Genomic DNA, 18,596 nt, shown 5'->3' on the forward strand with positions numbered 1-18,596 from the left:
CGTCCCGGCCAGCCCCGCGCCTTAGGCCGGGCCGTCCGCGCGGGCAAGCGGAACAAATCTTAACGCCCTGCGCTTTAATTCACAAAACCGATCAGACTGACAATTTCAATCGACTTCAACGCGTAAACTCCCCGCGCTACCCCGTACCCATCAACATCCACTCCGAGGAGAGACTGAGATGAACATGCAAGGCAAGTGCCCCGTAATGCACGGCGCCGTTACCGAGACCGGAACATCGGTCATGGACTGGTGGCCGAACGCACTCAATCTCGACATTCTGCACCAGCACGATGCCAAGACCGATCCGATGGGCCAGGACTTCGATTACCGCGAAGCGCTCAAGACGCTCGATATCGAAGCGCTGAAAGCCGATATGCGCGCGCTGATGACCGACAGCCAGGACTGGTGGCCGGCGGACTGGGGCCACTACGGCGGGCTGATGATCCGCATGTCCTGGCACGCGGCCGGCTCCTACCGCATTGCCGACGGACGCGGCGGCGGCGGCACCGGCAACCAGCGCTTCGCCCCGCTCAATTCCTGGCCCGACAATGTCAGCCTCGACAAGGCGCGGCGCCTGCTGTGGCCGCTCAAGAAGAAGTACGGCAACGCCGTGAGCTGGGCCGACCTGATCGTGCTCGCCGGGACGATCGCCTACGAGACGATGGGCCTCAAGACTTTCGGCTTCGGCTTTGGCCGCCCCGATATCTGGCACCCGGAAAAGGACGTGTACTGGGGCTCCGAAAAGGAGTGGCTGGGCAAGGACCGCTACGCCAGTGCCAGCGATGAAACGTCGCTCGAAAACCCGCTAGCCGCGGTGCAGATGGGCCTCATCTACGTCAATCCCGAAGGCGTGGACGGCAAGCCCGATCCGATGAAAACCGCCGAGGCCGTGCGCGAGACGTTCGCCCGTATGGCGATGAACGACGAGGAAACCGTCGCGCTCACCGCAGGCGGCCACACCGTCGGCAAGACCCACGGCAATGGCGATGCCTCCAAGCTCGGCCCCGATCCGGAAGGCGCGGATGTCGAGATGCAGGGCCTGGGCTGGGCCAATCCCAACGGCAAGGGCGTGGGCCGCGATACGATCACCAGCGGCATCGAAGGCGCCTGGACGAGCAACCCGACGAAGTTCGACATGGGCTATTTCGACATGCTGCTCGACCATGAATGGGAAATCAGCACCAGCCCTGCGGGGGCCCGCCAGTGGCAGCCGGTTGACATCGCCGAGGCGGACATGCCCACCGACGTGGAGGATCCCTCGATCCGCACCATGCCGATCATGACCGATGCCGACATGGCGATGAAGGTGGACCCGGCCTACCGCGCGATCATGGACAAGTTCCGCGCCGATCCGGCCTATTTCGCCGATACTTTCGCCCGCGCCTGGTTCAAGCTGACGCACCGCGACATGGGGCCCAAGGCCCGCTACTTCGGCCCGGACGTGCCTGCCGAGGATCTGATCTGGCAGGACCCGGTTCCCGCCGGCGCCACCGGCTATGACGTGGACGCGGTGAAAGCGAAGATCGCGGCGAGCGGCCTTTCGGTGGCGGACATGGTCTCTACCGCCTGGGACAGCGCGCGGACTTATCGCGGCTCGGACATGCGCGGCGGCACCGACGGCGCCCGCATCCGCCTGGCCCCGCAGAAGGACTGGGCCGGCAACGAACCCGAACGGCTGGCCCGCGTGCTGGCGGTGCTGGAACCGATCGCGGCGGAAACCGGCGCGAGCGTGGCCGACACCATCGTGCTGGCAGGCAACCTCGGCGTCGAGACGGCGGCAAAGGCCGCCGGATACGACATCGCGGTACCTTTCACCCCGGGCCGGGGCGATGCCAGCGAGGCGATGACCGACGCGGATTCCTTCGCCCCGCTCGAACCGCTGGCGGATGGCTACCGCAACTGGCTGAAGCAGGACTATGCGGTGAAGCCCGAGGAACTGCTGCTCGACCGCACCCAGCTCATGGGCCTCACCGCTGCGGAAATGACCGTGCTGGTAGGCGGCATGCGCGCGATCGGCACCAACCACGGCGGCACCAAGCACGGCGTGTTCACCGACCGCGAAGGTGCGCTGACGACGGACTTCTTCGTCAACCTGACGGACATGGCCTATGCTTGGAAGCCCGCCGGAAACGGCACCTATGAAGTGGTGGAGCGCAAGACCGGCGCCGCGAAATGGACCGCGACACGCATCGATCTGGTGTTCGGCTCGAACTCGGTGCTGAGGGCCTATGCCGAAGTCTATGCCCAGGACGACAACAGCGAAAAGTTCGTGAACGACTTCGCCGCCGCCTGGACCAAGGTGATGGACGCCGGCCGGTTCGGCCTCTGACCCGCTCTCTCCCCTTCAGGGGAGAGATACGCAGGCTTGGGCCCGCAGGGCCCTGGCCGGAGTTGAGAGGGGATGGGCCCCGCCCCTCTCCCAACCCTCTCCCCTGAAGAGGAGAGGGCTATACCCCCGCCGTCTTTCCCGGCAGCCTCCCTCTTGCCGGGAAAGACCAACTGCCCCGCTCCCCCGCTGACACGGGAGCGGGGTTTTGCTTATCTCTTGATAGTGCAACATTCCGGTGCGACCCTTGCCGCCGATGGATGTGCAAGAGCTCTATGCAGCAAAGCTGACCTCCGCCGATGCTGCGGCGGAACAGGTCCGGTCCGACAGCCATGTGGCCATGGGCATGGCCGTGGCGGAGCCGCCCGCGCTGCTTGCCGCGCTGGCCCGCCGGGTGGAAGCGGGCAGCCTTACGGGCATGCGGCTGTGGTATTTCCATTCGATGGCCCATGCCGCGCAAAGCGTGCTGCGCCGCGATCTGCTGGGCCGGGTGCGGCCGCACTGCATGTTTCTCAGCAGTGTGGAACGCTCGCTGATGAAAGCCGATCCTTCCGCCAGCGAGGAGATGATCGATTTCGTGCCCACTGCCTTCAGCGCCTCGCCGCAATTGCTGCGTGAGGAGATCGCGCTGGATACTTGCGTCACCATGGTCTCGCCGATGGGCAAGCACGGCTATTTCACCTTCGGCACCGCCAACGATTACACCTCGGTCGCCGCGCGCGCGGCGCGGCGGCTGATCGTCGAGGTCAATCCGCTGATGCCGCGCGTGTTCGGCGAATCGCCGCTCCACATCTCGGAAGTCGATGCCGTGATCGAGCACCGCTCGCCGCTGATCGAAGTGGGCGAACATGCCGCCGCGCCGGAGGACGAAGCCATCGCCGAAATCGTCGCGGGCATGATCGATGACGGCGCCTGCCTGCAGATGGGCATCGGCAACCTGCCGATCGAAGTCTGCAAGCGCCTCACCAGCCGCAAGGATCTGGGCATTCACACCGAACTGCTCACCCCCTCCTTCGCCGGTCTGATGCAGTGCGGCGCCGTGACCAACCGGCACAAGGCGACTTTCCCCGGCCGCTCGGTCTTCACGTTCGCGATGGGCGATACCGCCTTCTACGACTGGCTGGACGACAACCAGGCGGTCTATTCGCTGCCGGTCGACGTGGTGAACGACCCGCGCCACATCGCCAAGAACGACAATGTCGTCTCGGTCAATGCAACGCTGCAGGTGGACTTGTCGGGCGCCTGCAATTCCGAGCATATGCTGGGCCACCAGTATTCGGGATCGGGCGGCCAGCTCGATTTCGTGCGCGGGGCCAATGCCTCAAAGGGCGGCATCTCGATCATCGCCTGCCGCTCGACCGCCAGGGACGGCGCAGTCAGCCGCATCGTCCCCAAGCTGGAAGGGCCGGTAACGACGCCGCGCAACGACGTGCACTGGATCGTCACCGAATTCGGCGCGGCGAACCTGCGCGGCAAGTCTTTGCGCGAACGGGCGGAGGCAATGATCGGCCTGGCGCATCCCCGGTTTCGGGACGAACTGGCAAAGGCGCTGTAGAACGGCCCAGATCCTCCCTGTCGCGCAGCGATGGGGAGGTGGCGCGCACGAAGTGCGTGACGGAGGGGTTTGAGCCCCCTCCACCACCCGCTGCCCTTTGGGCAGTTTATCCTGAGCGGCCGACCTGTCGGCCAGCCGAAGGGCGGGCGGTCCCCCTCCCCATCCCCATCCCCTGCGGGGACAGGGAGGATTGGGAACGGACAGCCCTCAAATCCGCACCGCGCCGAGCCGCTCCATCCACGCCTCGTGGCGGCTTTTCATTTCGCGATCCAGCCCCAGTCCCAGTTCCTCGGGATCGAGCACTTCCAGAACCTCGAACGCGATGCCCTCTGCGCCATGGGTGTTCCAGGCCGCCTGCAGCGTGCGGTGCGGGTTGCTGCCCTGCCGCAAGGTGAAGAACACGCGGTTGCGGACCGTCGAAAGATCGGGCGCACGCCCCACCCATACCTCGCCGCTCGCACCGCAGCGCAAGGCGTAGACGCCGGGTTCGACCTTGCGCTCTCGATAATCGGCAAGCGCTGCCTTGCGCCGGGCCTTTTCCATACGAATCTCGCTTTCCTGCCTCGTTATTTCCACCCGGGTAAATTGACTCGGCACCAAAATCAATTTACCCGGGTGGAAATAATATCGGAACTTTGCATATGACCGGCCCCTGCACGGCCTTTCGGAACAACAAACGGATCGCATGCGGTACACGCGGCGAACTCGTGGCCGCGCTGCGCGGGCAGGACAGCGGCGTGCTGGTGTTCGAGGATGCTTCCGGCAAAGTCGTCGATCTCGACTGGCGCGCGGCGGCGGAACAGCCGCAGGAAAGCCCGCCGCCACGCAAGCGGGGGCGGCCGAAGCTGGGCGTGGTGCCGCGCGAAGTCACACTGCTGCCGCGTCACTGGGACTGGCTGAACCAGCAGTCCGGCGGCGCCTCCGCCGCGCTGCGGCGGCTGATCGACGAGGCGCGCAAGGCCGATGCCCCGCGCACCGCACCCCGCGCCGCGCAAGAGCGCGCCTACAGCTTCATGTCCGCCATCGCCGGGGACTTCGCGCACTTTGAACAGGCCTCCCGCCTGCTCTTCGCCGGGGACACGCGCGGCCTTGCGGAGGTGACCGCGCCATGGCCCGCCGATGTGCGCGCCTACCTCACCGAACTGCTTGAAGGAGATACGCCGTGAGTATCCGCCAGGACCGCCTCGCCCAATTCATCGAACGCGTCTGGAACCGGGGCGAGAGCGCGGCAGTGCCGGAATTCCTCGCGCCGCTCTACACCGTCCGCCACGACCCCGGCGATCCTTGGGAAGGCCGCACGCTCGATCAGGCGGGTTTTATCGAGCGGCTGGAAACCTCGCGCGCGCCTTTTCCGGACCAGCGCTTCACCATCCTGCACATGAGCGAGCGCGATTCTTCGGTGATCATCGCCTGGACCTGGCTGGCGACTCATCGCGAAGCCGCCGCGGGCTTTGCCCCCAGCGGCCAGCCCATCGCCATGTCGGGCGCGAGCATTTACGATTTCGACGATGCGGACCGCCTCACCGGGCACTGGCAAGTGGCGGACCGGCTGGGCGTCTACCAGCAGCTTCAGGCCCACGCCGCCGCGCCTGCATGAGAGGCGCCAAGGTGTGTTTCGCGGTCTCTTTCGCCCGATAAGTAAACGGCTGGCGCACAACAACAAAGGGAAGCTGCGTAAGCGGGACCTTCATCAAAGCTAACTGCCTTGTGCGATGGGAAACGCAACGACGGCTCTTTCGGGCAGCCTTCGCCCCAGAGAACAAGAAGGAGCACCGGTGACCCGCTTCCGCACGATCAACACTGCCAAGTCCCTCGACACCGCCGAGCAGACATCCTGCACGGTCATGCTGGTGGAGGATTCGGCAGCCATGGCGCTGATGCTCAAATCGCGCATCGAGGCCGAAACGACCAGCGAAGTAGAGTGGTACAAGACGTATGCCGAAGCCTCCCACGCGCTGACCGAGCACCGCCCCACGCTGGCGGTCACGGGCATGAACCTGCCCGACGCGCCGGACGGCGAGATCATCGACCTGCTTGAAGAAGAGAATATCCCGACGATCCTGTTCACCGCCACGCTCAACCGCAAGACGCGCGAGCGGGCGAGCGCGCCGCATATCGTCGACTATTTCATCAAGGATGCGAAGGACACGGTCGATCACATCACCCGCACCATCCAGCGCGTGACCAATGCCGCCGTCGCCTCGATCCTGATCGTCGATGACAGCGAGAGCGCGCGGCTGGTGCTGGCCGAAATCCTCGCCCTGCAGAACTACAAGATCTATCAGGCCGACTGCGGCACCGCCGCGCTTGCCGCGCTGGACGCGCACGACGATATCCAGCTCGTCATCACCGATTTTCACATGCCGGACATGGACGGGCAGGAACTCACCCGCCGCATCCGCTCCACCTACCCGCCCGAGCGCATGCGCATCATCGGCGTTTCGGCGAGTTCGGACCCTTATCTTTCCGCCGCGCTGCTCAAGGCCGGGGCCTCGGACTTCGTGTACCGCCCCTATATCGCCGAGGAAGTGAAGTGCCGCATCGCCAGCAATATCGAGACGCTCACCCAGATGCGCCGCCTCCAGTACCTGGCCGAGCGCGACTACCTCAGCGGCATGTACAACCGCCGCGCCTTCTTCGAACGCGCGCAGGCGATGCTGGCGCAAGTGAGCCGCAAAGGCGCTGCCGCCTCGCTGGCGATCATCGATATCGACGATTTCCGCAAGATCACCGACACGTATGGCCATGACGAGGGCGACCATGTGGTCCAGACCGTCGCCAAGGTCATCCATAATATACTGGCGCGCCACAAGACCCTCTCGGCCCGCTTCGCCGGCGAGGAATTCGTGATCCTGCTCGCCGAGATGAGCAACGAGGAGGCCGTGGCCGTCGCCGAAGACCTGCGCGTGGCGATCGCGCAGGCGGTGATCCTGCACAACCAGACGAAGCTGCAGGTTACCGCATCCATCGGCGTCGCTGTCGCCCAGCCGGGCGAAACGCTCGCCAACAATCTCACCGCGGCGGACCAGATGCTCTACATGGCCAAGGAAAAGGGCCACGACCGGGTTTGCGCCGACGCGGAATTCTACCGCACGGCGTGAGCCGGAGCGGGACGGGCGCCCTTTACTATTCCTTCGTCATCCCCGCGCAGGCGGGGATCCATCTCCGGCGTCATCGCTTTGACGGGACGTAAGGAGATGGGTTCCCGCCTTCGCGGGAATGACGAGGATTTCAACAACACGAAAATTGCGGAGCAACCCGCAAAGGGCATCCAGCCCAAGGTTCTTCCCCCCAACCTCCGCTCATCCTGAGCTTGTCGAAGGATGCTGGCACAGCGCCCGGTTCACCACCCTTCGACAAGCTCAGGGTGAGCGGGAAACACCTGTCTGGATGCGCGCCGCGCCTTACGCCGCCGCGTCGAGCCCGTAGGCGGTGTGCAACACGCGCACGGCCAGTTCGGTCTCGTCGGCATTGATCAGCACCGAAACCTTGATCTCGCTGGTCGAGATGGCGAGGATATTGATGCCGCGGTCCGCCAGCGTCTTGAACATCGTGCTGGCGACGCCCGCATGGCTGCGCATGCCCACGCCCACGACGCTGACCTTGGTCACGTTGTCATCGGAGATCAGGCGGAAATAGCCGATCGCTTCCTTGCGCTCTTCCAGCATGGCCAGCGCGCGGGCGAGGTCCGACTGCGGCACCGTAAAGGTGACGTCGGTCTCACCCTTATCCTTGGCGACATTCTGGATAATCATGTCGACATTGATGTTCGCATCGGCCAGCGGCGCGAAGACGGAGGCCACCGCGCCCGGACGGTCCGGCACGCGGGTGAGAGTGACTTTCGCCTCGTTCTTGTCGGCGGCGATACCGGTGATCAGCTGGCGTTCCATGTCGCTTCCTTCCAATTCCTCGTCGCTGACGATCATCGTGCCGGGCAGAGTATCGGCGGCGGGCGCGGTCTCGTCGATGAACGAGGAGAGCACCTGCACGCGCACGCCTTCCTTCATGGCCAGCGAGACCGAGCGGGTCTGCAGCACCTTGGAGCCGACCGAGGCCAGTTCCAGCATTTCCTCATAAGTCACCAGCGGCAGCTTGCGCGCCTTGGCGACGATCCGCGGATCGGTGGTATAGACGCCGTCGACATCGGTGTAGATGTCGCAGCGGTCGGCCTTCACGGCGGCCGCGACAGCCACCGCCGAAGTGTCCGAGCCGCCCCGGCCCAGCGTGGTCACGCGGCCTTCGGGCGAAACGCCCTGAAAGCCCGGGATCACCGCGATTTCGCCCGCGGCCATCGAGGCCAGCATGGCATCGGCCTCGATATCCTCGATCCGGGCCTTGGCATGGGCATCGTCGGTCTTGACCGGAATCTGCCAGCCCAGCCACGAGCGCGCCTTGCAGCCCATCGCCTGCAGCGTCAGCGCCAGCAGGCCGGACGTGACTTGCTCGCCCGAGGCCACCACCACGTCGTATTCGGCCGGATCGTAAAGCGCATTCGCCTCGCGGCAGAAGTTCACGAGGCGGTCGGTCTCGCCCGCCATGGCGGAGACCACGACGGCGACTTCGTGCCCGGCTTCCTGCTGGCGTTTGACGATCCCCGCCACGCGCCGGATGCGCTCGGACCCGGCCATCGAAGTGCCGCCGAATTTCATCACGATACGGGCCAAGGTGCCGGTGCTCCTTCGTGTCGTTGGCCGCGCGCTGGCAGATCGATCCCGAACGCGCGAGTGGATAAGAGTCCGGCGCGCTGTTAGGGAGGAGTCATGGACAATGCAACTGGCAGCACAACCGCAACGATCGACCCCGCCGAAGCCGCGCATTTCGGCGCGCTGGCGGCGGACTGGTGGGATCCGGACGGTTCCTCCGCGATGCTGCACAAGCTCAACCCGGTACGCCTCGCCTTTATCCGCGAGGCGATAGATCATCATTTCGGCGCCGATTCGCACGGGTTGCGCCCGCTTTCGGGCAAGCGCGCGCTCGATGCCGGATGCGGCGCGGGGCTGCTGTGCGAGCCGCTCGCCCGGCTCGGCGCGCATGTCACCGGCGTCGATGCCGCGCCCGAGAATATCGCAGCGGCCAAAGAGCATGCCAATGCGATGGGCCTCACTATCGATTACCGGCAGGGCGAGCTGGCCGCGCTGGGCCTTTCCGGCTTCGATCTCGTCTGCTCGCTCGAAGTGATCGAGCATGTGACGGACAAGGCCGCGTTCCTCGCCAGCCTCACCGCCGCGCTGGCGGATGGCGGGCTGATGATCCTCTCCTGCCCCAACCGCACGCCCGCCTCGCGCCTGCTGCTGGTCGAAGCCGCCGAGCGGCTCGGCAAAGTCCCGCGCGGCACGCATGACTGGTCGCAGTTCGTCACGCCAGAGGAACTGGCGCAGCTTGCCGAAGAGGCCGGGCTGGTGCTGGGCGAACCGAAGGGGATCGCCTGGTCGCCCACGCAGGGGCTGCACCTTTCGGACGATCTTTCGCTCAACTACATCGTCACCGCGCGCAAGGCGTAACGCTCCCGAACCATGGACGCCATGATCGATATCGCCATGGGCGTGGCCGCCCTTGCGGTGGCCGCGCTGCTGTTCTGGCCGCGCATCGCCCGCGCCGGGCTGTGGCGCGCGACCGTCACCCCGCTTGCCTCGATCATCGGCAGCGGGTTCCTGATCCTCGGGCCGATCCTTACCGACTCCTTCGGCACCTGGGGCATTCTGGCGATGGCGCTGCTATGCCTCATCGGCTACCTCTTCGGCGCCGCGATCCGCTACAACATGGAGCGCATCGACGAGCCCGATCTCGATACCGTTACCGCCGACCGGATCGAATGGCTGTCGAGCTGGGCGCTGGCTTTCGCCTATCTGATCTCGGTCGCCTATTACCTCAACCTGTTCGGCGCCTTTGCCGCGCGCATCTTCGGCGCACCCTCAGATCTGCTCGGGCGCTCGATTACAACCGGCGCCTATCTGCTGATCCTCATCGCCGGGATGACCAAGGGGTTCTCGCTGCTCGAACGGATGGAGCAGATGACGGTCTCGATCAAACTGATCGTGATCGCCGCGCTGATCGCCGCCCTGGCGGTCCATGCCGGGGTGGAGTGGGACGGCCATCACCTCAAGGAAAGCGGCATGAAGGTCGGGCTCACCGGCTCGGTCCAGCTGCTCTTCGGCCTGATCGTGACGGTGCAGGGCTTCGAGACCTCGCGCTATCTCGGCAGCCACTACAGTTCGGGCGTGCGGCGGGTTTCGATGCGGCTGTCGCAATGGATCGCGACCGGCATCTACTTGGCCTATGTCGTGCTGCTGGCGGTGAGTTTCGAAAGCGGGACGTTCGCGCTCGACGAGACCGCGATCATCGATCTGATGCGCACCGTTTCCGCCGTGCTCGGCCCGCTGCTGATCCTTGCCGCGCTGAGCGCGCAGTTCAGCGCGGCCGTTGCCGATACCAACGGCACCGGCGGGCTCTTCGCCGAACTCACCAAGGGCCGGATCGGCCCGAAGCTGACATATATCGGCCTCGCCGCGATTGGCCTCGCGCTCACCTGGCTGGCCGACGTGTTCGAAATCGTCAGCTATGCCAGCCGGGCTTTCGCGTTCTACTACGCGCTGCAATCCGCGCTCGCCGCGATCCGCGCCTGGGTGGGCGGCGCCCCGGAACGGCGGCTGCGGCGCTGCCTGGGCTTTTCCGCACTCACCGTTCTGGGCCTCGCCGCCGCCCTGTTCGGCGCCCCGGTGGAAGGATAGCCGTGCCTCCCCCTCCTCTTCAGAGGAGGGGAGCGAGACTTGGCCCTGCGCAGCGGGGCTTAGTCGCAGCGGGGTGGTGCGCGCGGCCCGGGCAGGGTTGGCGGCATGCCCCCCACCCCCTCTTCTGAAGAGGAGGGGGAGGCACGGCCCTACACTTCCAGCGCGAGCAAGTCCCCGATGGCCGCGCGTGCCAGCCGCTCGCGCCGCTCCCAGCCGCCTGCGATGCGCACGAAAGGCACTTTTGCGCGCACCAGCACCTCTTCCGCCATCGCGGCAAAGCGCATGCGCTTCTCATGCTCGCCGAAACAGCGGGTGCCGTCGTCGAACCACGGCACGTCAGGCTCGAAAAGCAGATAGAGGTCCGCCTTGGGATAGGCCATCAACGCCTCGGGCACCGCACCGAACAGCATCTGTGCCCAGGCCGCCGTCATCAGCTGGTCGGTGTCAAGCACCAGCAGCGGCGGCGCGGCGGCCATGGCCTTGCGGTTTTCCGCCGCCTGTCCTTCGGCGATCGCCAGCAGATCCGCCATGACAAGGCCCGTGCCGTGCCGCTCGCAATAGGCACGGCCGTGTTCGGGCACCCAGGGGTACCCCAGCCTGCCGGCCAGCACGGTCTTGCCCGTACTTTCCGCGCCGTGCAGGCAGACCGTCCTCATGCGATCCCGAGCTTGCCTTCCGGCTGATCCTTGGCCGCCTGCATCCACTCCTTGAGGCCCAGCAGAGACATGACCAGCATGCCGCCATAGAGGCCCGCCGTGGGGTTCAGCCCGCGGTTGATGTAGAGCAGGATCGCCGCGATATCGATCGCGATCCACAGCAACCAGTTCTCGATCCGGCGGAAAGCCAGCAGGATCTGGGCCGAGACGCTGGCACCCGCGATCGCCGAATCGGCAAAGGGCATCACCGCATCGGTGAAGCGGTGCATCACCCAGCCGAGATTAAGGCTCACCGCCAGCGTCGCCACCGCCCATACGGCGCGGCTCATGTTATCGAGCCAGCGCACCGGCACCCGGCTGTCATCCCCATCGACCTTGAGCCAGAGCCACCAGCCCCAGGCCTGCGCCATGAAGAAGAACACCTGCAGCCCGGCTTCGGCGTAGAGGCGCTTTTCCCAGAACACGAAGATGTAAAGCGCCACCATGATCATGCCGAACGGGTAGTTCCACACCGTGCGCCAGATCAGCAGGGCAATGTTGATCACGCCGAATCCGGCCGCGACCCATTCAAGCATGGCGAGCGTTTCCGGGTTCATGCGAGCACGGCCTCCCACTCGGCGTCCTTGAAGCCTACCAGCAGGCCGCCGGGATGTTCGACCACCGGCCGCTTGATCGTGCTGGGGTTGGCCTCCATGATCTTCACGGCCTTGGCGGCATCGAGACCGGCCTTGTCCTCATCGGGCAGCTTGCGGAACGTGGTGCCCGCACGGTTGAGAACCTTTTCCCAGCCCGCTTCGGCGACCCAGCGTTCCAGTCTGGCCGGATCGGCGCCTTCCTTCTTGTAGTCATGGAAGGTGTAAGCGATCCCTTTCGCATCCAGCCACTTGCGGGCCTTCTTGACAGTATCGCAGTTCGGAATCCCGTAAAATCCGATCGTCATGCATGCCCCCTTACGAACCCTCGAACGTGAACCCGCGCACCCCAGGCCGGTCACACGAATAGACGGTGAAAGTATTGTAATATTCGCTCCTGCCGCGATTTTGAACAGCCCTGTGTTCAAAATGACTGCCCCAAGCCTTCGCGTCAGCCTCGTTGGCCCACTCCGAGATGGTCACCGTCTCACCATCCTCGGCCATGAAAGTCTTGTAAGAAAGGAACCCCGGCTGCGCGCGCGCCAGTTCCACCATACGCGCAGCATCCGACTGATAGGCCTCCACATTCAGGCCGGGCCGCTTGCGGCTGCGAAATACGGTCATATGCATGGCGCGCCCTTTGCCTGCGAGCGGCCGTTTCGGCAAGATGAACCAGCCCTCAACTTCGCGACTGGCCCTTAATTTCCGCCTATGCGGCGTAACGGGCCCTATGCGAAGGCCGCAGGATACTGGACAAACCGTGCATCGCGCGACAAAGCGCGGGACATGAGCGTCAACAGCTTCGGCCGCCTTTTCCGTTTCACCACCTGGGGTGAAAGCCATGGTCCCGCGATCGGGGCCGTCGTCGACGGGTGCCCGCCGGGCCTTGCCATCGATGAAGGCGCGATCCAGCCCTTCCTCGACGCGCGCCGCCCCGGCCAGTCGAAATTCACCACGCAGCGGCAGGAGCCCGATCAGGTCCGCATCCTCTCGGGCGTGTTCGAAGGTCCCGATGGCGTGCAGCGCACCACCGGCACCCCGGTCAGCCTGATGATCGAGAACGTCGATCAGCGGTCCAAGGACTATTCGGATGTCGCCAAGGCCTACCGCCCCGGCCATGCCGACTATGCCTATGACGCCAAGTACGGCTTTCGCGACTATCGCGGCGGCGGGCGCAGCTCCGCGCGCGAAACCGCCAGCCGCGTGGCGGCAGGCGCGGTGGCGCGGCTGGTGATCCCCGAAGTCACGATCCTCGCCTATGTCTCCGAAATCGGCGGCCACGCCATCGACAGGGCGAACTTCGATCCCGCCGAAATCGGCAACAACCCGTTCTTCTGCCCGGATGCCAAGGCCGCCGCGCGCTGGGAGGAGATCGTCGGCGAAACGCGCAAGGCCGGCTCCTCGATCGGCGCGGTGGTGGAATGCGTGGCCACCGGCGTGCCCGCGGGCTGGGGCGCCCCGCTCTACGGCAAGCTCGATGCCGACCTGGCCGCCGCGATGATGAGCATCAATGCGGTAAAGGGCGTGGAAATCGGCGACGGCTTCGCCGCCGCGCGCCTCTCCGGCGAACAGAACGCCGATCCGATGCGCCCGGGCGCAAACGGCCCGCAATTCGATGCCAACCACGCAGGCGGCATTGCCGGCGGCATCTCGACCGGCCAGCCGGTGACGTGCCGGGTTGCGTTCAAACCCACCAGCTCAATCCTCACCCCGCAGCCCACGGTTACGCGAGACGGTGAAGCGACCGAACTGTTCACCAAGGGCCGCCACGACCCCTGCGTCGGCATTCGCGGCGTGCCGGTGGTCGAGGCGATGATGGCGCTGGTGCTAGCCGATCACAAACTGCTGCACCGGGGCCAGTGCGGGTAAGCCCAATCCTCCCCCATCGGGGGAGGGGGACCATGCGAAGCATGGTGGAGGGGTACAGGCGGTTTACTCAGACCATGAGAGGGCACGCATTGCGGCATGTGCCCCTCCACCACCCTGCGGGTGGTCCCCCTCCCCGTTCCGGGGAGGATTGGGAAATCCGATTGGCAGCTTGGCGGCAGCCATGGCATCCTGCGGCCATGCCGAAACGCTACCTGCCACCCTCAGATTTCCTCAACGCCATCATCAAAGACGAAGTCTCGTTCGACGACCCGGCGTTCGGCAGCGATAACCTGACACGCCTGATCGCGATGACCCGCGATGCCCATGTCGCCAATCGCGATTGGGCCACTCTCCTGCTGGCGCAGCTGGAATGCGACCGTCCCGAGGTGCGGGACGCGCTTCTGTCCTCCGCAGATGATGTGGATTCGAATGTGCGAGCCGAAGCGATATACGGGCTGGCCCTGACCGACACGGCGTTAGCACTGCCTTTCCTGCAACGGGAACTGGCAGCAAAGGCCGTCAGCATGCCTTTGCTGGAGGCCGCGGCAAACGTTGCCCATCCCTCGCTTGTACCTGACCTTCAGGATTTCGCGGCGCCATCCGACGATCCCTATCTGGACAAGCTGGTGCAGGATGCCATCAGCGCCTGCTCGGCGCAGAGCTGATTACAACTCCATCACACTCGGCTTGCTGGAGCGTTCGATCATCCCCGTCGTGCGCACGCCGTCCCAAGTGTAAACCGCATGCGCCTGCTGGACGATCGGCCAGTCCTTGGGCCAGTCCGGCGGCAGCACGTGGCCGCCGCGTGAGCGGGTGTTGGCGAATGTCACGCCGTCTATGGCCACGCGCTTGCCCTCCAGCGTTTCGAGCACCAGCGGCACCGGCTCGCCGCCCGTCACCAGCTTGCGCAGCCAGGGCAGTTCAACAGGCCTCGCGCCCACACGGCGGCCGTCGCTGCCGATGACCCAGGCTTCCGCGTATGTCGGCTCGCCATCCTCGCGCGGGGGATAGGCGTTGAGGCCGAAGGCGCGGCCATCGGGAAACACCGCCGACATCCAGCAATGCCCGGTAAAGCCCGCGAAAGCACGAAAGCCGGTTCGGCGGATGCGCAGGCCGTTGCCCTTGAACGCGCGCGTTTCGCCATCGATGGTGAGCGTGCCGGTGCAGCGGAAGAGCTGTTCGTAACGCGGGCTCATGAAATCGCCCTGCTTGCCACCCATCGCCGCCGCCGCCTCGGGCGTCATCGTGCCCGGCTGCCAGGGGACCGCGGCCATTTCCATCTCGACGGCAAAGGCCACGTCCGCCCACTTCGTTTCGGCAAAATCCGGGTTGTCGAGAATTTCCTGCGCGCTGGTTTCGGCCACCGGCCCTTCGAAACGCGCCGTCCAGCGGCGGAAGGGCTCCGCGCATTCCAGCCGCATCGGCCCGGTGGCGCGCACCGTGGGCTTGCCTGCGGGGCCGATGGCGCTCTGCGTCTCGCCGTCGCCTCGCCGCGAATAGAGCCGGCCATCGGCAAAGGCGATATCGAGCCACATCTCGTGCCGGTCCCACTGCTCGGCAACGGCCTCGACGCCCACGCGCATAGCGAAGAGGCCGTTTTCCTCCTCGATCCACACGTTCACGGCATCGCGCACGCCATCCTCGGGCCGCGCATCGAGCACATATTCGCGGTCTACGGGAATGCCGCCTGACAGGTCCGCCACCATCGCTCTCCTCCTCATCTGTTCTGGAAGGAGAAGCTGTCATGCCCGGCGCGGGAGGTCACGTCCCGGCCGATGCGCAGGGGCGATATCGGGCCCCGGCGATTTCCGGCCACCACATACCTTCGTCATTCCCGCGAAGGCGGGAATCTAACTCCTGACGTCAGATCAAAGCGATGGCGCCGGAGATGGATCCCCGCCTGCGCGGGGATGACGAAGTGAGCACCAAGCTTCGCCCGGCACGAACGGAACCTGACGCAGTGTCAGGCGTAAGGCGGCTTGTGCAGGCCTTTGGGGCTGGTGGTGAAGATCTCGCAGCCGTCCTCGGTAATACCGATCGAGTGTTCGAACTGCGCCGAGAGCGACTTGTCGCGCGTTACCGCCGTCCAGCCGTCATTGAGCAGCTTCACCGGCGGCTTGCCGAGGTTGATCATCGGCTCGATGGTGAAGAACATGCCGGGCTTGAGCAGCGGGCCCGTACCGGCGCGCCCGGCGTGGACCACTTCGGGCGCGTCATGGAACAGACGGCCGAGACCATGGCCGCAGAACTCACGCACCACGCCGTAACGATTGGCCTCGGCATAAGCCTGGATGGCTGCGCCGATGTCGCCGATGCGGTTGCCGGGCTTGGCCTGCTCAATGCCGATCATCAGGCATTCGTAGGTCACTTCGACCAGACGGCGTGCCTTCAGCGAGGGCTCGCCCGCGAAGTACATGCGGCTGGAATCGCCGTGCCAGCCGTCCAGCAGCGGGGTCACGTCGATATTGAGGATGTCGCCTTCCTTCAGCGTCTTTTCCGAAGGGATGCCGTGGCACACGACATGGTTGATCGAGATGCAGGACGAATGCGCATAACCGCGATAGCCCAGCGTCGCAGGGACGGCGCCGCCATCCAGCGTGAGTTCGCGCACTTTATCGTCCAGCGCGGCGGTGGTGACGCCCGGCTGCACCATCGGCGCGATCTCGTCGAGGATTTCGGCGGCAAGGCGCCCGGCCTTGCGCATCCCCTCGAACGCTTCGGGGCCGTGCAGCTTGATCGTGCCATCGCGCAGGACGGCTTCGTTTCCGGGTTCGACAATCTGGTATTCGCTCATCGCGCCCATATAGCGATCCTGCTCGTAAATTGCGAGATCCGTAAAAAGCCCGCAGAAGCCAGTCAGGCTGCTCGTTCAGGCATGTATGCCGCAGGAGCGTTTATTGTGCCGTATCATGTTGCTACGCCTGCCGCAGGGGGGCATGCCCGTCAGGCTGGAACGGACCGGGCTGGCCCGTCCCAATCAATATTCGCATCCTGAAGAACAAAAACGCGAGGTGGAGAGATGATCGAGATTACGCGCAGGAAGTTCGTCGGCACGCTGATGGCTGCAACGGCCTTGTCGAGTGCGGGCAAGGCATTCGCCGCCACCGGGCCGCGCAAGCGGCCGAACGTGATCACGGTGGTCCTCGACGACGTCGGCTATTCCGATATCGGCTGCTACGGTTCGGAAATCCGCACGCCGAACATGGACCGGCTTGCGGAAGGCGGCCTGCGTTTCGTTCATTTTGATACCAAGGCGGTGTGCGCATCAACCCGCGCCGCATTCCTGACCGGGCGCAACAGCCACACCATCAACATGCCGGACGTGCCGGACATTGCCGCCGCGCTGCCGCCCGCGCAGACCAAGGGCCTGTTCTCGATTCCCCGCAACGCCAGGAACATCGCCGAAGTGCTGGGCGCGGACGGCTATGAGACCTGGGCGCTGGGCAAGTGGCACCTCATTCCCAACGCCGAGCTCGACGAGCACGGCGGGCGGAGCAACTGGCCGCTGCAGCGCGGATTCAAGTACTTCTATGGCTTCCCGAGGGGCTGGACGGACCAGTACAACCCGACGCTAGTGGAAGGGAACGATTACATCCACCCCGAACTGCCGGAGGACTACCACCTCTCGGCCGATCTCGCAGACAAGGCGATCGGACTGATCGGCAAGCACCGCGAATCCGGCAGCAGCGCGCCGTTCTACCTCAACCTCGCCTTCGGCGCGGCGCACGCGCCGATCCAGGTTCCCCGCGAATATTCGAAGCCTTACGACGAAGTCTATGCCAAGGGCTGGGACGCGATCCGCGAACAGCGCCACAAACGCATGCTGGCCATGGGCGTCATTCCGGAAGACACCAAGCTGACGCCGCGTTCGGACGAAGACCGGGCCTGGGCGGACCTGTCGGATGCGGAAAAGACCGTGTTTGCCCGCTACATGGCGGTCTACGCGGGCTTCCTCGAACATTGCGACCAGCAGCTCGGCCGCGTGCTCGACTTCCTCGAAGCGCAAGGGCTGGCCGAGGACACACTGATCGTGCTGTTCTCCGATAACGGCGCGGCATCAGAGGCAGGGCAGACCGGCAATTTCGATCAGCTTTACCGCCCCAGCGCGATACCGGTCGAAGAGCAGCTTCGCCGCATCGATGACATCGGCACGCCGCGTACCCAGGCCGAATATCCGCGGCCGTGGGCGCTGGCAGGCGACACCCCTCTCCGGCGTTACAAGCTGTGGCCCTATTCGGGCGGCACGCGCACGCCGATGATCGTGCGCTGGCCCGGCCACGTGGACAATCCGGGCGGAGTCCGCCGCCAGTATGTCGACTGCATCGATATCGCGCCGACCGTGATCGCGGCAGCGGGCGCACGCTTCGAGCCGGTGATCGACGGCGTCGCGCAGATCCCGGTCGCGGGCCGCTCGTTCCTGCCGATGCTGACCGATGCGAGCGCCGAAGGGCGCAAGGTTCAGTACTTCGAACTGCGCGGCAATCGCGCCATCACCGACGGGCGCTGGCGCGCGGTGACGACGCACGATTGCGACCAGCCTTCTTTCGCCAACGATGAATGGCAGCTTTTCGATCTGGACACGGATTTCTCTGAAGCGGCCAACCTCGCCGCGAAGGAGCCGAAGCGGCTCAAGGCGATGCAGGCGCTGTGGCAGAGCGAATGGGACAAGTACGGCAACGGACCGCTTACAGCGCCCGGCAGCATGCTCTGCAAGTTCACACGGGGCCTGCCGATCTGAACCCGGCCTATCTCATAGCAATGCGTCAGCGGGGAAACGGGACGGGCACGCAGGCCTTGCCAGCGTGCCCGGAACGGCCGGGATAATGCCAG

General features: G+C 65.3%; 18 protein-coding genes. 10 read left to right on the forward strand and 8 right to left on the reverse strand.

What is annotated here, in order from left to right; genetic code table 11:
- Positions 1-178: 178 nt before the first annotated feature.
- Both katG and MTR66_RS08890 read left to right on the forward strand, forming a co-directional pair.
- Positions 179-2,329 carry a catalase/peroxidase HPI gene (gene katG / locus MTR66_RS08885; protein WP_407673031.1) on the forward strand — a complete coding sequence of 717 codons (2,151 nt, stop codon included), beginning with the start codon at positions 179-181 and terminating at the stop codon, positions 2,327-2,329.
- Between the two features lie 253 nt (positions 2,330-2,582).
- Positions 2,583-3,881 carry an acetyl-CoA hydrolase/transferase family protein gene (locus MTR66_RS08890; RefSeq protein WP_243919896.1) on the forward strand — a complete coding sequence of 433 codons (1,299 nt, stop codon included), beginning with the start codon at positions 2,583-2,585 and terminating at the stop codon, positions 3,879-3,881.
- A 207-nt stretch (positions 3,882-4,088) separates the two neighbouring features.
- Here the strand turns inward: MTR66_RS08890 and MTR66_RS08895 are convergent, their stop codons facing one another.
- On the reverse strand, positions 4,089-4,424 hold the full coding sequence (locus MTR66_RS08895) for a GIY-YIG nuclease family protein (RefSeq protein ID WP_243919898.1): 336 nt from the start codon (positions 4,422-4,424) through the stop codon (positions 4,089-4,091).
- A 98-nt stretch (positions 4,425-4,522) separates the two neighbouring features.
- On the opposite strand from MTR66_RS08895, the gene MTR66_RS08900 reads away from it, so the two are divergent.
- The 3 genes from MTR66_RS08900 (at position 4,523) to MTR66_RS08910 (ending at position 6,982) form a co-directional block, all read left to right on the forward strand.
- Positions 4,523-5,047 (forward strand): DUF2239 family protein, encoded by a 525-nt coding sequence (locus MTR66_RS08900; RefSeq protein ID WP_243919900.1) that lies wholly within the window; start codon positions 4,523-4,525, stop codon positions 5,045-5,047.
- Positions 5,044-5,478, forward strand: a complete 435-nt coding sequence (locus MTR66_RS08905) for an ester cyclase (protein ID WP_243919908.1) — start codon at positions 5,044-5,046, stop codon at positions 5,476-5,478. The genes MTR66_RS08900 and MTR66_RS08905 overlap by 4 nt, the downstream gene beginning before the upstream one ends.
- A gap of 178 nt (positions 5,479-5,656) precedes the next feature.
- On the forward strand, positions 5,657-6,982 hold the full coding sequence (locus MTR66_RS08910) for a GGDEF domain-containing response regulator (protein ID WP_243919910.1): 1,326 nt from the start codon (positions 5,657-5,659) through the stop codon (positions 6,980-6,982).
- Between the two features lie 303 nt (positions 6,983-7,285).
- Here MTR66_RS08910 and MTR66_RS08915 read toward each other — a convergent pair whose 3' ends face one another.
- Entirely contained in the window at positions 7,286-8,545 is a 1,260-nt protein-coding gene (locus MTR66_RS08915; RefSeq protein ID WP_407673032.1) for an aspartate kinase, read from the reverse strand.
- 96 nt (positions 8,546-8,641) lie between these two features.
- Here MTR66_RS08915 and ubiG point away from each other — a divergent pair, with 96 nt between their 5' ends.
- Both ubiG and MTR66_RS08925 read left to right on the forward strand, forming a co-directional pair.
- Positions 8,642-9,382: a bifunctional 2-polyprenyl-6-hydroxyphenol methylase/3-demethylubiquinol 3-O-methyltransferase UbiG gene (ubiG, locus tag MTR66_RS08920; protein ID WP_243919912.1), complete on the forward strand. Its 741-nt coding sequence runs from the start codon at positions 8,642-8,644 to the stop codon at positions 9,380-9,382.
- A 21-nt stretch (positions 9,383-9,403) separates the two neighbouring features.
- Complete coding sequence (locus MTR66_RS08925) at positions 9,404-10,609, forward strand: APC family permease (protein WP_243919913.1); 1,206 nt, start codon at positions 9,404-9,406, stop codon at positions 10,607-10,609.
- Between the two features lie 149 nt (positions 10,610-10,758).
- Here the strand turns inward: MTR66_RS08925 and MTR66_RS08930 are convergent, their stop codons facing one another.
- The 4 genes from MTR66_RS08930 to MTR66_RS08945 are packed head-to-tail and all read right to left on the reverse strand — an operon-like array spanning position 10,759 to position 12,527.
- A complete protein-coding gene (locus tag MTR66_RS08930) occupies positions 10,759-11,265 on the reverse strand; it encodes an AAA family ATPase (RefSeq protein ID WP_243919914.1) in 507 nt (168 codons plus the stop codon).
- The gene (pnuC, locus tag MTR66_RS08935) at positions 11,262-11,861 is read right to left on the reverse strand and encodes a nicotinamide riboside transporter PnuC (RefSeq protein ID WP_243919915.1); all 600 of its coding nucleotides are present in this window, start codon (positions 11,859-11,861) and stop codon (positions 11,262-11,264) included. Before pnuC ends, MTR66_RS08930 begins: the two co-directional genes overlap by 4 nt.
- Positions 11,858-12,205, reverse strand: coding sequence for an arsenate reductase (locus MTR66_RS08940; protein WP_243919916.1), 348 nt, complete (start codon positions 12,203-12,205; stop codon positions 11,858-11,860). Before MTR66_RS08940 ends, pnuC begins: the two co-directional genes overlap by 4 nt.
- A 10-nt stretch (positions 12,206-12,215) precedes the next feature.
- Entirely contained in the window at positions 12,216-12,527 is a 312-nt protein-coding gene (locus MTR66_RS08945; protein ID WP_243919917.1) for an antibiotic biosynthesis monooxygenase family protein, read from the reverse strand.
- 156 nt (positions 12,528-12,683) lie between these two features.
- Here MTR66_RS08945 and aroC point away from each other — a divergent pair, with 156 nt between their 5' ends.
- Positions 12,684-13,766, forward strand: a complete 1,083-nt coding sequence (gene aroC / locus MTR66_RS08950) for a chorismate synthase (RefSeq protein WP_243919921.1) — start codon at positions 12,684-12,686, stop codon at positions 13,764-13,766.
- A 197-nt stretch (positions 13,767-13,963) separates the two neighbouring features.
- Positions 13,964-14,431, forward strand: a complete 468-nt coding sequence (locus MTR66_RS08955; protein ID WP_243919923.1) for a HEAT repeat domain-containing protein — start codon at positions 13,964-13,966, stop codon at positions 14,429-14,431.
- Here the strand turns inward: MTR66_RS08955 and MTR66_RS08960 are convergent, their stop codons facing one another.
- Together MTR66_RS08960 and map are read right to left on the reverse strand one after the other, a co-directional pair.
- Positions 14,432-15,472 carry a hypothetical protein gene (locus MTR66_RS08960; protein WP_243919924.1) on the reverse strand — a complete coding sequence of 347 codons (1,041 nt, stop codon included), beginning with the start codon at positions 15,470-15,472 and terminating at the stop codon, positions 14,432-14,434. It lies immediately after the preceding gene.
- Positions 15,473-15,729: 257 nt separating this feature from the next.
- Complete coding sequence (map, locus tag MTR66_RS08965) at positions 15,730-16,560, reverse strand: type I methionyl aminopeptidase (RefSeq protein ID WP_243919926.1); 831 nt, start codon at positions 16,558-16,560, stop codon at positions 15,730-15,732.
- Between the two features lie 225 nt (positions 16,561-16,785).
- On the opposite strand from map, the gene MTR66_RS08970 reads away from it, so the two are divergent.
- On the forward strand, positions 16,786-18,504 hold the full coding sequence (locus tag MTR66_RS08970) for an arylsulfatase (RefSeq protein WP_243919930.1): 1,719 nt from the start codon (positions 16,786-16,788) through the stop codon (positions 18,502-18,504).
- Positions 18,505-18,596 lie beyond the last annotated feature (92 nt).

The organism is Novosphingobium beihaiense (assembly GCF_022832375.1).
Classification (GTDB): domain Bacteria; phylum Pseudomonadota; class Alphaproteobacteria; order Sphingomonadales; family Sphingomonadaceae; genus Novosphingobium; species Novosphingobium beihaiensis.